The following is a 14,691-nucleotide window of genomic DNA, read 5'->3' as shown; positions in this document are numbered from 1 at the left end:
TCTGTATCAGTGGAGCATTCAGGTGGGTGCGCGCGGTGGGTAGATCCGCGTCGGCAGCCAGAAAATCAACAGGATCAAGGCCACGGCGATACCCGCCATGCACAGGTAAAGATCAGAGGAAACGAGCACCAGCGCTTGCTCATGCAGACGATGAGCCAGGCTTGCGCTGTCGTACTCGGTCAGCGGCGAGTTGCCGAGGCGGTCGACCAGCATGGTCGAGTGAAAGTGCAGGCGTGCCGTGGTGAGTGCTTCGATCACCCCGGTGGCGATGACCGCCGACAGGCCTTTGACGGTGTTGAACCAGGCCGACGCGAATGGCCCTTCCATCGGGTTGATGCTACCGGTGGACAGCATCAGCAGCGGCAGCACCGCCATGGGCTGGCCGAAAATCTGCAGCCATTGCAGCACGTAGAAATCGTCGCGAATCCATGCGGACGTCAGGTGCGAGCCACCAACGCACGACAGCGCCAGCATGCTCAAGCCAAGGCCCAACACCCAACGGCAATCGACCCAGCGAAAGTTGCACAGCGCCGCCACCAACGGCAGCGCAATCAATTGCGGCAACGCCGCCAGCAACATGATCGGAGCGGTCTGCACCGGGCGATAACCCTGGACCTGCGCCAGGTAGCTGGACGGAATGATGATCACCGCCTGCAGCACCACCAGCACGCCCGCCAGGGTCAGCAGGGCAAAAGACAGGTTACGGATGCCGAGCATCTGCAACTTGAAAAAGGGTGTCGGTTGCGACCACTCGCCGGCCAAAAACAGCACCAGCAGCAACAACCCGCCACCGAGCAGTCCGCAAATCAGGCTGGACTCGAACCAGTCCAGGCGATTGCCCTGCAAAATGCCGATCACCAGCATGCAAATGGCTGGAAAACCCAACAGCACGCCGCGCCAGTTGAAAGACTTGAAGCGTTCCAGGCGCAGCGGGTCCTGGGGCAAGCCATACGCCACTGCAGCCATGGCAATCAGGCAAGGCGCGACGATTTGCCAGAAAGTCCACTGCCAGCCGACATACTCGGTCCACAACCCGGCCAATGGCGTGCCCAGGCCCGGGCCGAACGTCGCCGTCAGGGCATAACCGGCCAGGCCATACAGCTTCACGCTGGCCGGCAGAAACCGCAGGGCCACGGTCATCAGCATGGGCGGCAATGCCCCGCCCGCCAGGCCTTGCAAGGTGCGCAGCAACAACAGGCTTTGGTAATTCGGGGCGAAGGGGCACAGCACGCCCAGCAAGGTGAACAGGCCGATGGCGCACAGGGTGAAACGCCGCAACGAGAACGTCACTGCACACCACGGCGCGAAGGCCATGGCCGCCACGGAAGTCGCCGTGTAACAGGCGACCAGCCAGGTTCCTTCGTCGTAGCCGATGGCCAACGCACCACGGATGTCGGCCAGGGCGACTTTGGTCACCATCTCGTTCAGGCCCGACACCAGCACCGCCAGCAATACGCCTGCCAGGCCGATGATGATCCGCGCGCCGAAGACTGGCGGCGCAATTGCCGTGCTGGCCGCAGCGAGAGGTGCCGGGGCCGTGAGAGAAGTCATGTACTGCGAGCTCCGGTGTGGAAAGACCGAAGCATTCTAAGAAGCGCGATGCCTGACGAAAATCAACTTATCCGCAGCTTATAAGTGCGCCAGACACAACAATACAAACCTCCCCCCCCCTGTAGGAGCGAGCATGCTCGCGATGGACTTGAAGGCGCCGCGTTTAACCAGCAAACACGCGTTATCGTTAACGACCATCGCGAGCATGCTCGCTCCTACAAGGGTTCAGCGGTGATTTTCAGGTTGAGCGGCCAGCCAGGTTTCGTCGCAGCAGGTCTTGAGTGTTTCACGCAACCAGCGATGGGCCGGATCCTTGTCGAAACGCGGGTGCCAGGCCTGGGTCAGCATCAGGGTCGGCAAAGGAATCGGCAGGTCGAACGAGCGCAGCTTCAATCCCAGCCGGCGCACACTCAGCAAGGCTTCCTTGGGCACCGGCAGAATCAGGTCGGAATCGGGCAAGGCAAACATCGCCGCATGAAAGCTTGGCGCGATCACCGCCACCCGTCGCTCCAGCCCCAGGGCATTGAGCGCGGTATCGATCGGACCACGGGCAATGCCACGCCGGGACATGCTGATATGGGAGTAACCGGCATAGCGCTCTGCCGTGATCTCTTCGTCCAGCAGCGGATGATCCTCGCGTACCAGGCCGACGAAGTGGGTGGAAAACAGGTTCTGAATCTTCACCTCCGGGGTCAGTGGCCGGGTGTTGCTGACGCTCAGGTCGATCCGCCCTTCGCGCAACGCCTCATCATCGCCATCGCCTTCCGGGACGAAACGCAACTCGCAGTGCGGCGCCTGCCGGTCAAGGGTGTCGAACAGCTTGCCGCCGTAAACGCCGACAAAGAAGTCGTTGGCCCGAATACTGAATCGACGCCGCAGCGAACTCAGTTCCACCGCATCGGCCGAGCGAAACAGCAGCCCGGCCTGTTCCACCACACTGCGCACTTGCTCACGCAATTCCAGCGCCTTGGGCGTTGGCACCAGGCCACGGCCGGCGCGTACCAGAATCGGATCGCCAATGGCTTCGCGGATGCGCGTCAACGTCCGGCTCATGGCCGCCGGGCTCAGGTTCATCCGCCGCGCGGCGCCCACCACACTGCCCTCGTCGAGCAAAGCGTCGAGGGCGACCAACAGATTCATGTCCGGGAGTTGCATGGCAAGCACTCATATCTGACCAAAATTGATCCAAGCGCAATGCTAGCAAACATCCCGTCTGGTTCGGTGATGAAGAGTCGGCTGCCTTCGCGATGTTTCTAGCGCACCATCCCCCATCGTTTCACTGTCACCCGCTCCAACGAATCGAACACCAGATTCTCCACCAGCAGCCCGATCAGAATCACCACCGCCAGGCCAGCGAACACCTTGTCCGTGTACAGCTCATTGCGATTCTGAAAGATGTACCACCCCAGCCCACCCTTCCCGCTGGTCGCACCAAACACCAGCTCAGCGGCAATCAACGTGCGCCAGGCAAACGCCCAGCCGATCTTCAGGCCGGCCAGGATCGACGGCAACGCTGCCGGGATCAGGATGAACAGCACAAAGCGCATGCCTTTGAGACCATAGTTGCGCCCAGCCATGCGCAAGGTCTCCGAGACGCCGAGAAACCCGGCGTAGGTGTTCAACGCCAAGGCCCAGAGTACCGAATGCACCAACACGAAAATCAGGCTGTTCTGCCCCAGGCCGAACCACAACAGCGCCAGCGGCAGCAGCGCAATCGCCGGCAACGGGTTGAACATCGAGGTCAGGGTGCTGAGCAGATCGCGCCCAAACTGGGTCGACACCGCCAGCGTGGTCAGGGCAAATGCCAGGACGATGCCGATCAGGTATCCCTTGAGCAGCACCACCAGGGAAATCCACACCTTGCCCAGCAATTCACCACTGCGCAGGCCGTCGTACAGTGCGTGAGCGGTCTGCAGAAAACTCGGCAGCAGCAGATCATTGCTCTGATACCGCGCCACGGCTTCCCATAGCACCGCAAGCAATATCAGGATCAGGCTTTTACGCAACCAACCTTGCTGCCACAGGCGCTGGCCGAGGGGCAATTCACGCTCCAGCGGCACGCTGATCAGTGGCTGCAAAACCGTTTCGAACGCTTCACGCGGGGATGATAAATGGCTCATCGGGCCCTCCTCTCAACTGGCTCAATAAGCAATGCGGATGTCGGCGAAGCCCAGCTCATGCTCGGTTTGCGCTGATTGGCCTTCATCGAACAGCAACCGATGGATGCGCCGTGCCGACTCCTGAAACGCCACACCGCCAAGGCTGTGCAAATCGTATTGATGGCTGTGGACTTCGGCTCGCACTCGCCCCGGATGGGGTGACAGCAACAGGATGCGATTGCCCACCACCAGCGCCTCTTCAATGGAGTGTGTGACGAACAGCAGCGTGAAGCGCACCTCTTCCCAGAGCAGCAACAGTTCCTCCTGCATCTTGCGTCGGGTCAGCGCATCGAGGGCGGCGAAGGGTTCGTCCATCAGGAGGATTTTCGGCTGCATCGCCAACGCCCGCGCAATGGCAACCCGTGCCTTCATGCCACCGGACAAGGTGTGCGGATAGGCATCGGCAAACGCCGCCAAACCCACCTTCTGCAGATAATGCAGCGCTCGCGCTTCGGCCTCTTTGCGCTTGAGGGTTTTCGAGGCCAGCAGCGGAAACATCACGTTCTGTTTGACGGTTTTCCATGGCGGCAGTTGATCGAACTCCTGGAACACCACGATCCGGTCCGGCCCCGGCGCATCGACACGCTGGCCTTGCAGACGGATCTCGCCTTCCACGGGCTGGATGAATCCGGCGGCGGCCTTGAGCAATGTCGACTTGCCGCAACCGGACGGCCCGAGCAGGACAAAACGGTCCGCCGGGTCGACCTCGAAACTGACTTGATGGGTCGCCCGCACCACACGCTGCGGCGTACGGTATTCAAGGCTGACGTTGTCGACCGACAGCAACGCCTGGGCTGCCGCGATCGGTTTGCTGACCGTATGGCCTTGCAAAGGGGCATTCATTTCGGTCAGCTCCCTTGCAGCGGCTTGGCGTCCTGGAAGAAGTAGTCCTTCCACGAATCCGGTTTGTTCTTGATCGCGCCAACGCGGTAGAGGAACTCGGCCAACGGGTAGGTATTTTTCGGCGTGACGCTGAACTCGAATTGCGGGTTGTCGATGATTTTCAGCAATGCGGCGCGGTCGATGTTGGCCTTGGTGACGCGAATGTAGGTGTCGGCTGCCGCGCCTTTATCGTTCTGCGCGAATTGCGCCGCCTCGGTCAAAGCGTCAATGAACGCTTTGTAGGTTTTCGGGTTCTCATTGCGGAATTTTTCGGTAGCGAACAGCACCGTCGGCGAATTCGGCCCGAGCAGGTCATAGGTGTTCAGCACCACGTGCACGTTGGGGTTGGCCAGTTCCTGATCCTGGAACGGCGGGTTGGAAAAGTGCCCGCTCAGCTCGGTGCCACCGGCCACCAGTGCCGCTGTCGCGTCAGGGTGCGGAACCGCGATGGTGTACTTGTCGAGGCGATTGAACTCCTGGTCGCCCCACTGCCTGGCGGCTGCGTATTGCAGGAAGCGTGACTGCACCGAAACCCCCACGGCCGGCACCGCGATACGGTCCTTCTCGGTGAAGTCGGCGATGGTCTTGACCTTGGGGTTGTTGCTCACCAGGTAGTACGGGAAGTTGCCGAGGGAAGCCACGGCCTTGACGTTCTGTTTGCCGTGGGTACGGTCCCAGATGGTCAGCAACGGACCGACGCCGGCACCGGCAATATCGATGGACCCGGACAACAGCGCATCGTTGACCGCCGCCCCGCCCGAGAGCTGGGTCCAGTCGACCTTGATGTCGATACCTTCCTGCTTGCCGTGCTTCTCGATCAGGTTCTGGTCGCGCACCACGTTCAGTAGCAGGTAAACGATGCCGAACTGTTCGGCGATACGGATTTCACCTTCGGCGTGGGCCACGGTCGGCGCCACCAGGCTCCCGGCGATCAGGCTGAATCCCAGGCCAATGGCGGCGGCCAGGGGTGCAAAGGACAGACGTTTGGACATGGTCAAATCTCCGATAGATCAGAAAGGCGCGTCGCCCTGGATGGTGGTGCGGTAAAGCTTGCGGCGCAGATGGCTGGGGCAGCCGGCGGCGAGGTGGATCAGCGAACGGTTGTCCCAGAACACCAGGTCATGGGGCTGCCATTGGTGGCGGTAGATGTTTTGCGGCAACACACTGTGGGCGTAGAGCTCGCTCAGCAGTTGTTGGCTCTCGTCTTCCGGCAGGCCAAGGATGCGGGTGGTGAACCCTTCGCTGACGAACAGTGCCTTGCGACCGTTTTCCGGATGGGTGCGCACGACCGGGTGGACGACTTCGGCGACCTGGGCCAGTTGCTCAGGGGTCAGGGTGGGGCGCCAGTTGCCTTCGAATTTGCTTTCGCTGTAACGCGCCGTGTAGGAGTGCGCGGCCGAGCGGCCTTCCACCGCTTTGCGCAGCGCCTCGGGCAAGGTGTCCCAGGCCTTGTGCATGTCGGCGAACAGCGTGTCGCCGCCCTCCGATGGCAGCTCCTGGGCGTGCAGCATCGAGCCAAGGCTCGGCAGTTCCTTGTAGGAGAGGTCGGAGTGCCAGAACTTGCCGGCATCGCCCAGGCCGATGTTCTGGCCGTTCTCGACGATATTGGAAACGATGAGGATTTCCGGGTGGTTTGCCAGCAGGAACTGCTTGAGTACATGGATCTGCAACACGCCAAAACGACGGCTGAAGTCGATGTGCTGTTCGGGGGTGATGCGCTGGTCACGGAACACCACCACGTGATGATCCAGATGCGCGCGGTGAATGCGTGCGAAATCCTGATCATTGATCGGGCGGGACAGGTCGAGACCGATGATTTCGGCACCCACCGCACCGCCGAACGGGCGGACTTCAAAGAATTGTGGCGCGATGCTTGGCGAAGCTGAAGCTGCAGACATAAATCACTCCCACGCACGGCACGCTCAAAGGCGCGCGCGTCGATCAGAAACTCACGGAAATCCCGTGTTGGTTCGTGTCGTGCGGCGCGCCGATTGGTCGGCAGGTACGCAGGGGATTAACTTTATAGATATAAGAATTGAAATTTAAATACCGTTAACGAATAACGATATGGCGATTGCTACGGGGGATCGAGGAATCGTGGTGTGACGTTAATTGTCACTTTCTGACGTAGATCTTTGTATTTCCGTTGACGCCATCGTCGGAACGCCGCCCGGAGCATGCTCGCTCCTACAGGGGGTCTGCGCTTGGCACAAAATTGTGTTCCAGCAAATATCCATGTGGGAGCGAGCCTGCTCCGGGCGGCGTTCCGACGAAGAGGCCATCAGCCTCGATGAATGCCTACCGCTCGTGCAGCGCCTCGGACCGCGCCTTGATGATCGGCTTGATCAGATAGCTGAGGATGGTCTTCTTGCCGGTAATGATGTCCACCGAGGCCACCATCCCCGGAATGATCAGCAACGGCTTTTCATCGGTGCCCAGGTGGCTGCGGTCGGTGCGCAGCTTGATGAGGTAGTAAGTCGTTTTCTTGTCGTCGTCGGTGATGGTATCGGCACCGATCTGCTCCAGCTTGGCCTTCATCCCGCCGTAGATGGTGTAGTCATAGGCGGTGAATTTCACCGTCGCTTCCTGTCCCGGGTGCAGGAACGCGATGTCCTGCGGGCGGATCTTCGCCTCGACCAGCAAGGTGTCGTCCAGCGGTACGATTTCCACCAGGTCGCTGCCTGGCTGGATAACCCCACCGATGGTATTGACCAGCAACTTGTTGACGATACCGCGCACCGGCGAAGTGACCAGCGTGCGGCTGACCCGGTCTTCCAGGGCCTTGCCGGTGGCCTGGGCCTTGTTCAGATCGGTACGTGCTTCATTGAGCTGGGTCAGGGCTTCGCTACGGAACTTGCCGCGAGTTTCGTCGATCTTGCGCTGCACTTCCTTGATTGCCGATTCGGCTCGCGGAATAGCCAGGGTGGTGGCGTCGAGCTGACCACGGGTCTCCGCTTCGGCGCGTCTGAGACGCAGGACTTCCACCGGCGATACCGCGCCCTGGGCCACCAACGGCTCGGACATGCTGATTTCCTGGCGCTGGAAGCCTAATTGCTGGCGATACTGCGCCTGTTTGGAGGTGAATTCGCGCAGCTCTTGCTGACGCTGGATCAATTGCTCCTGCAAGCCACCAATCTCGTCATGCAACTGCTGGCGGCGGCTGATATAGAGCGACTCTTCGCTCTTGGCCTGGCCCGGCACGGCCTTGAGCACATCCTCGGGGAAGTTCAGCGGACGGTCATCGACCTCGGCGCTCAAGCGTTCGACCCGCAGCACCATCGACAACCGATCGGCCTCTGTTTCGCCGACGTTCGACGCAAATCGAGTGTCATCCAGGCGAACCAGTGGTGCACCAGCCTCGACGATCTGCCCTTCCTTGACGAACAGCTCGGAAACGATGCCGCCTTCAAGGTTCTGGATTTTCTGGATCTTCGACGATGGAATCGCCTTGCCGTCGCCCTTGGTCACTTCGTCGATGACCGCGAAGTTGGCCCAGAGCATCAGGAACACGAAGAACGCGATGATCGCCCAGATCGTCAGACGCACGACCCGTGGCGCATCCTCGATCAGTGCCTTGTTGACCTCCGGCAGCGGCTGGCCCTGCAGTGAAGCAGAGCCTTTGAAGTAGCGACGGATCGAATCCTTACCCGACTTAAGCAACACTGATCTGCCCCTTCTTCAACGCTTCCATCACCGCGGCTTTCGGGCCGTCGGCGAGTATCTGCCCGCGGTCGATCACGATCAGCCGCTCAACCAGCGACAACAGCGATGCCCGGTGCGTTACCAGCACCATGGTCTTGTTCTCGATCACGGCCGCCAGACGCTGCTTGAGACGCTCTTCGCCGGTGTTATCCATGGCACTGGTCGGCTCGTCGAGCAGCAGGATCGGCGGGTTGAGCAACAATGCACGGGCCAGGGCGACGTTTTGCCTTTGACCGCCGGAGAGGTTCTGCCCGCGTTCGCCCACTTGCAGCTCATAACCCTGAGGGTGCAGGCGCGCATATTCGTGGACGCCGGCCAGCTCTGCCGCTTGCAGCACCAGTTCGTCTTCGACATAGCGCGCGCCGGAAACCAGGTTGTCGCGCAAGGTGCCGGCGAGCAACTGAATGTCCTGGGGCACATAGCCGATGTTGTAGCGCAGTTCGCTGACGTCGATCTGGCGGATATCCACACCATCGACCAACAACGCGCCATCATCCGGTTGGTACAGCCCCACCAGCAATTTCGCCAGCGAGCTCTTGCCCGAGCCGCTTCGGCCAATGATGCCGATTTTCTCGCCGGGACGAATCGACAGGGTGATGTTCTTCAGCGCCGGGTTCTGTTGTTGCGGGTAAGTGAAGTTGAGCTGGCGGCACTCAATGCCACCTTGCAGCACCTTGCGGCTGAGCGGGCGCTCCTCGAAATTGCGCTCCTGGGGCAGCTCCATCATCTGGTCGACCGAGGTCATGGTCACCCGTGCCTGCTGATAGCGGGTCAACAACCCGGACAAAGACGCCAGTGGACTGAGCGCACGACCACTGAGCATGTAACAGGCAACCAGGCCACCCATGCTCAGGTTACCGTCGATGATCTGATACACGCCGAAGACGATCATGATCACGCCGGCCAGTTGCTGGATCAGCAAGGTGATGTTCATCGCCAGGCCGGAAAGCATTTTCACCCGCAGTTCAAGGCGGCTGAGGGTGCCGATGGTCTGTTCCCACTGATATTGGCGTTCGCTTTCGGCGTTGTTGACCTTCACCGCATCCAGGCCGGCCAGGGTTTCGATCAGGCTCGACTGACGCTCGGCCCCCAGCGCCATGGTTCGTTCCATGGTCGCCACCAGGGGTTTCTGCAAGGCATAGCCGATGGCCAGGGCGATCGGGAACGCCAGCACCGGTATCCACACCAGATGCCCGCCGAGGATCGCGATGACGAGGAAAATCAGGAGGGTGAACGGCAGGTCGATCAGGCTGGTGAGGGTCAGCGAAGCGAGGAAATCCCGCAGGCTCTGGAACTCATGGATGTTCTGGGCAAAGCTGCCGACCCGCGCCGGCCGGTACTTCATGGCCATGCCCACGATGCGCTCGAACAGCGTGGCCGAGATGATCAGGTCGGTTTTCTTGCCCGCCAGATCCAGGCACAGGCTGCGCAGGCTTTTCAGGATGAGGTCGAAGAGGTAGGCGCCAGAGATGCCAAGCGCCAGCACCCACAGCGTCGCTTCGGCCTGGTTCGGCACGACGCGGTCGTAGACGTTCATCACGAACAACGGCGCGGCCATGGCAATGATATTGATCAGGAAACTGGCGGCGATGGCGTCGGTGTACAACCAGCGCGAACGCTTGAGGGTGTCGCGGAACCACGAGCGCGCACGCGGAATCAGCGTGCCGTGATTGACGTCGAATTTGTGCTGGGGCTGGGCGAAAAAGACCTTGCCGGTGTAGTCGTCGGCCAGCAGCTCGCGGCTGACCAGGGACTCACCGCCATCGCTTTCGCTGAGCAGCACCCGCGCCTGATCTTCGCCTTGCCAGCCGAGCAGGACGGCACTGCGACCGTCCTTGAGCAGCAACAATGCCGGCATGGCAATAACCGGAATATTTTCCAGCCTGCGTTGCAGCACCCGACCTTGCAGCCCCGCGCGAGCTGCCGCGCGAGGCAGCAGGTCGGCACTCAAGCGTTGCTCGGGCAGCGGCAGGCCGGTGGTAAGCATTGCCGCGCTGGCAGGCTTCTGGTGCAGCATGCAAAGAGCGAGCAGACCATCCAGTAGCGGATCGTCATGCATCGCGCGCGGATCATGAATGAGTTGAACCCGACTGACTTCTGATTCCACGCTCGGCACTCTTGGCTGACAATTGAACGATGAAGGTCCTGCTCAATTCAAACCGGGCAATTGGACCTTGGGCTTCACGTCGTTCTGCACAACGGATGCCAATGGTGCGACCACTCCCTGGCTCTTGAGCAACTCGCCCATGGTCGCCTTGATTCGGTATTGAGTAAATAACTGAATGTTCTTGATCTCCACCAGACGGCGCGAAGAGGTGAACAGCTCGTTCTCGCTGTCGAGCAAATCCAGCAGGGAGCGTTCGCCGAGGGTGAACTGACGCTGGTAAGCGGTACGCACGGCGGTGCTGTGATCGACGTATTGCTGGGCGATCGGCACCTGCGCGTTGGCATTGTTCAAGGCGTTCCAGGCCAGGCCCAGTTCCTCATTCAATTGGCGCAAGGCGTTGTTGCGGATGTCCAGCGCCTGGTTCGACAGGTAGGACTTGGATTCCAGGTCAGCCTTGTTGCTGCCGCCGGAATACAGGTTGAAGCGCATGCGCAGCATGGCTTGCCATTCGTTGTCGTGGCCGTTCTGGCCATCGATGTCGTTGTCCGCGGTACGACCCAACTCAGCGTCGAAGCGTGGGTAGAAAGTCGACTTGGCCGTGTCGTACTGCTTCTCGGCAGCGGCGATATCGGATTCGGCCGAGCGCAGGATCGGACTGTTTTCCAGCATCTGCGCGCGAGCTTCATTCAGATTGGCCGGCATCAGCGCCAGAAAACTCGCCGGACGCTCCAGTTGATCCGGCATTTGGCCGACAGCGGAGAGGTAGTTGGTTTCGGCGTCAGCCAGGTTGGTCTGCTCGGTGATCAGGTTATTACGTGCCTGGGCCATCCGCGCCTCCGCCTGATCGAGGTCGGCACCGCTGCCGACGCCGCGCTGGGTGCGCAGCTGGATCTGGTCGTAAATGCGTTGGTGGCTCTTGAGGTTGTCCTCGGCCAGACGCACGAATTCGCGACGGGTCAGCACATCGAGATAAACCTGGGCCACGGTCAGCCCGGTACGCTCGGAAGTACTCAACAGCGAATAGGCGCGGGAATTGACGGTGGCTTGTTGACGCCCTACTTCGCTGGACGTCGCAAAACCGTCAAAAACCATTTGGGTCAGTCGCAAACTCGACTCGCTGCGATTCAGGGTTTCCCAGTGATTGTTATTGCCGTCAGTGCGTGTAGTCACGCTATCGGTGCCTTCGCGACCATAACCGCCCAACAGGTCGACCCGAGGCAGGTATCCACCTTGCGCAGCCTTCAACTGGTAATCAGCCGCCAACCGACTGTTGACGCCGGCCTGGACCTCCGGATGGACATCCAGTGCTTGTTGCATGGCTTCTGGTAAGGATTGTGCCTGGACGAAAGACGCGGCGAGGGCGAAAGGTAGAGCCATGAACAAAGGCGAACGCATTGTAGGAATTTCCCGGGACTTCTTGTCTTGAATCACGACGGAACAGCGCGCCGTGTTGGAAGATGGCAAGCGAAATGACCGTATGTCGGAAAGTTAAAAAAGCGGAACTGGATCACAGACCGAGGGCGGGTCACAGCTCAAATATCAATGTGACATTACTGGGACGATTGTTTAGGATGACTCCAAGAAGGTCAATACTTTGGCATAAAGTTAATAGCGAAAAAATATAGCCAAAATATTGACGAATTGAAGCGTCAAATTTGTGCATCTATTTTGCAAAGAACGTCCAGACTGGTCGGCGCGGAGCGCTATCAGGTCCATGGAAGTCAACTGAACGTGACACCCGGAGAGTCTTCAATGAGCAGTGTTGTTGCCATCGTCAAAAGCATTGTCGGTCAAGTTTTCGTGGTGTCCCCGGAGGGCGTCCGCCGTGTACTCGTTGAAGGCGACAAGCTGTTCGCCGGTGACCAGATCGACACCGCTCTTTCCGGTGCCGTCTCCCTGGAACTGGCCGATGGCCGCACCCTCGATCTGGGCCGTGACACCCAGTGGAGCGCCGACGCTCCGGACTCCAGCACTGACCTGGCAACCGCCACCGCGCAAGCCGCGCCTTCGGTAGAAGAGCTGCAACAGGCCATTGTTGCCGGTGCCGACCCGACAAAAGACCTTGAAGCCACCGCCGCCGGCCCGACTGCCACAGGTTCTGGTGGGGGTGCCGCCGATGGCGGTCACAGCTTTGTCATGCTGGACGCCACGGCTGGCCGTGTCGACCCGACTATCGGCTTCCCCACCAACGGTCTTGAGTCCACTGCTGCCCTCACTACGCTTGATACCGGCAACCAGAACATCACGACCACCACGCCCATCGCGTCCGCCAACACTCCGAGCGTACTGACCACTGATACAGCCACACTGGCCGAAGACAGCGTCGCGACGGGCAATGTACTGACCAACGACAGCGATGCCGAAACGCCGCTCAGTGTCACCAGCTTCACCATCGCTGGCGTGACCGGCAGTTTCACCGCAGGCCAGACAGCGACCATCGTCGGCGTCGGTACGTTGACCATCGGTGCCGATGGCAACTACACCTTTACTCCGGACGCCAACTATAACGGTGCCGTACCGCAAGTTACGTACACCACCAACACCGGCTCCAGCAGCACACTGGATCTCACCGTGACAGCGGTCGATGATCCGAGCGTTTTGACTGCCGATACCCAAGTCACCGCCGAAGACACCGCGGCGACCGGCAACGTGCTGAGCAACGACAGCGACATCGACAACGTGCTGAGCGTGGTTACATTCACCATTGATGGCGTCAATGGCACCTTCACCGCCGGGCAGACGGCGACCATTGCCAATGTCGGCACCCTGGTGATCGGCGCCAACGGCGCCTACACCTTTACCCCGGCCGAGAACTACAACGGTCCAGTGCCGACGGTGAGCTACACCGTGACCGACGGTTCCACCTCGACACTGAACATCAGCGTCACGTCGGTTGATGATGGCTTCACCGACCTCAGTGAAAGCGTGAGCACCGCCGAAGACACCGCCGTCAGCGGCAGTGTGTTGACCGGTACCTCGAGCGTCGATGGTCCGGTCAGCGTGGTGAACTTCACCATCGACGGTGTGGCTGGCACGTTCAACGCCGGGCAGACCGCGACCATCGCCAACGTCGGCACCCTGGTGATCGGCGCCAACGGCGCCTACACCTTCACCCCGGACGCCAACTACAACGGCAGCGTGCCAACCGTCAGCTACACCGTGACCGACGGCTCGGGCAGCAATGTCACTTCGACCCTGACCATCAGCGTCACCCCGGTCGACGACAGCTTCACCGACCTCAGTGAAAGCGTGACTACCAACGAAGACACCGCCGTCAGCGGCAACGTCCTCACGGGCACCTCGAGCGTCGACGGCCCGGTCAGCGTGGTCAACTTCACCATCGACGGCATGGCCGGCACGTTCAATGCCGGGCAGACCGCAACCATCGCCAACGTCGGCACCCTGGTCATTGGCGCCAACGGCGCCTACACCTTTACTCCGGACGCCAACTACAACGGTAGCGTGCCAACCGTGAGCTACACCGTCACCGACGGCTCGGGTAGCAATGTCACTTCGACCCTGACCATCAATGTCACCCCGGTCGATGACAGCTTCACCGACCTCAGCGAGAGTGTGACCACCGCCGAAGACACCGCCGTCAGCGGCAGCGTCCTCACCGGCACCTCGAGCGTCGATGGCCCGGTTAGCGTGGTCAACTTCACCATCGACGGCATGGCCGGCACGTTCAATGCCGGGCAGACCGCGACCATCGCCAACGTCGGCACCCTGGTCATTGGCGCCAACGGCGCCTACACCTTCACCCCGGACGCCAACTACAACGGCAGCTTACCCACAGTGAGCTACACCGTCACCGACGGTTCCGGCAGCAACGTCACCTCGACCCTGAACATCAGCGTCACCCCAGTCGACGACAGCTTCACCGACCTCAGTGAAAACGTGACCACTGCCGAAGACACCGCCGTCAGCGGCAACGTCCTCACGGGCACCTCGAGCGTCGACGGCCCAGTCAGCGTGGTCAACTTCACCATCGACGGCGTGCCTGGCACGTTCAACGCCGGCCAGACAGCGACCATCGCCAACGTCGGCACCCTGGTGATCGGTGCCAACGGCACCTATACCTTCACGCCTGCCGAGAATTACAACGGCAGCGTGCCGACGGTCAGCTACACCGTCACCGACGGCTCCGGCAGCAATGTCACCTCGACCCTGACCATCAACGTCACCCCGGTCGACGACAGCTTCACCGACCTCAGTGAAAGCGTGAGCACCGCCGAAGACACCGCCGTCAGCGGCAGTGTGTTGACCGGCACCTCGAGCGTCGATGGCCCC

Annotated in this window: 10 protein-coding genes; 1 reads left to right on the top strand and 9 read right to left on the bottom strand. The window is 60.7% G+C overall.

Annotation, left to right across the window (positions count from 1 at the left end):
- Positions 1 to 18: 18 nt before the first annotated feature.
- The 9 genes from CAG47_RS22460 to CAG47_RS22420 all read right to left on the bottom strand — a co-directional run bounded on the left by CAG47_RS22460 (position 19) and on the right by CAG47_RS22420 (position 11,796).
- Positions 19 to 1,551 (bottom strand): MFS transporter, encoded by a 1,533-nt coding sequence (locus CAG47_RS22460; protein ID WP_085727529.1) that lies wholly within the window; start codon positions 1,549 to 1,551, stop codon positions 19 to 21.
- 225 nt (positions 1,552 to 1,776) lie between these two features.
- Positions 1,777 to 2,706, bottom strand: a complete 930-nt coding sequence (locus tag CAG47_RS22455) for a LysR family transcriptional regulator (RefSeq protein ID WP_085727527.1) — start codon at positions 2,704 to 2,706, stop codon at positions 1,777 to 1,779.
- Between the two features lie 98 nt (positions 2,707 to 2,804).
- The gene (locus CAG47_RS22450) at positions 2,805 to 3,671 is read right to left on the bottom strand and encodes an ABC transporter permease (protein WP_085727525.1); all 867 of its coding nucleotides are present in this window, start codon (positions 3,669 to 3,671) and stop codon (positions 2,805 to 2,807) included.
- Positions 3,672 to 3,692: 21 nt separating this feature from the next.
- Positions 3,693 to 4,553 carry an ABC transporter ATP-binding protein gene (locus CAG47_RS22445; RefSeq protein ID WP_085727523.1) on the bottom strand — a complete coding sequence of 287 codons (861 nt, stop codon included), beginning with the start codon at positions 4,551 to 4,553 and terminating at the stop codon, positions 3,693 to 3,695.
- A gap of 5 nt (positions 4,554 to 4,558) precedes the next feature.
- A complete protein-coding gene (locus CAG47_RS22440) occupies positions 4,559 to 5,584 on the bottom strand; it encodes an ABC transporter substrate-binding protein (protein WP_085727521.1) in 1,026 nt (341 codons plus the stop codon).
- An 18-nt stretch (positions 5,585 to 5,602) separates the two neighbouring features.
- Positions 5,603 to 6,490, bottom strand: a complete 888-nt coding sequence (locus tag CAG47_RS22435; protein WP_085727519.1) for a TauD/TfdA family dioxygenase — start codon at positions 6,488 to 6,490, stop codon at positions 5,603 to 5,605.
- A 400-nt stretch (positions 6,491 to 6,890) separates the two neighbouring features.
- Positions 6,891 to 8,255 carry an HlyD family type I secretion periplasmic adaptor subunit gene (locus tag CAG47_RS22430; RefSeq protein WP_085727517.1) on the bottom strand — a complete coding sequence of 455 codons (1,365 nt, stop codon included), beginning with the start codon at positions 8,253 to 8,255 and terminating at the stop codon, positions 6,891 to 6,893.
- Entirely contained in the window at positions 8,245 to 10,401 is a 2,157-nt protein-coding gene (locus tag CAG47_RS22425; protein WP_085727515.1) for a type I secretion system permease/ATPase, read from the bottom strand. The genes CAG47_RS22430 and CAG47_RS22425 overlap by 11 nt, the downstream gene beginning before the upstream one ends.
- 42 nt (positions 10,402 to 10,443) lie before the next feature.
- Positions 10,444 to 11,796 carry a TolC family outer membrane protein gene (locus CAG47_RS22420; protein ID WP_085727514.1) on the bottom strand — a complete coding sequence of 451 codons (1,353 nt, stop codon included), beginning with the start codon at positions 11,794 to 11,796 and terminating at the stop codon, positions 10,444 to 10,446.
- Between the two features lie 357 nt (positions 11,797 to 12,153).
- On the opposite strand from CAG47_RS22420, the gene CAG47_RS22415 reads away from it, so the two are divergent.
- Positions 12,154 to 14,691: retention module-containing protein (locus CAG47_RS22415; protein WP_143515910.1), on the top strand; the 2,538-nt coding region annotated here is incomplete at its 3' end.

It is taken from the genome of Pseudomonas sp. R37(2017), from assembly GCF_002113375.1.
Classification (GTDB): Bacteria; Pseudomonadota; Gammaproteobacteria; order Pseudomonadales; family Pseudomonadaceae; genus Aquipseudomonas.
This window is presented reverse-complemented; position numbering and strand designations above follow the sequence as displayed.

Coding starts and splice junctions, on each gene's coding strand:
- CAG47_RS22460 (WP_085727529.1), bottom strand. CDS start 1,551: ATGACTTCTCTCACGGCCCCGGCACCTCTCGCTGCGGCCAGCACGGCA.
- CAG47_RS22455 (WP_085727527.1), bottom strand. CDS start 2,706: ATGCAACTCCCGGACATGAATCTGTTGGTCGCCCTCGACGCTTTGCTC.
- CAG47_RS22450 (WP_085727525.1), bottom strand. CDS start 3,671: ATGAGCCATTTATCATCCCCGCGTGAAGCGTTCGAAACGGTTTTGCAG.
- CAG47_RS22445 (WP_085727523.1), bottom strand. CDS start 4,553: ATGAATGCCCCTTTGCAAGGCCATACGGTCAGCAAACCGATCGCGGCA.
- CAG47_RS22440 (WP_085727521.1), bottom strand. CDS start 5,584: ATGTCCAAACGTCTGTCCTTTGCACCCCTGGCCGCCGCCATTGGCCTG.
- CAG47_RS22435 (WP_085727519.1), bottom strand. CDS start 6,490: ATGTCTGCAGCTTCAGCTTCGCCAAGCATCGCGCCACAATTCTTTGAA.
- CAG47_RS22420 (WP_085727514.1), bottom strand. CDS start 11,796: ATGCGTTCGCCTTTGTTCATGGCTCTACCTTTCGCCCTCGCCGCGTCT.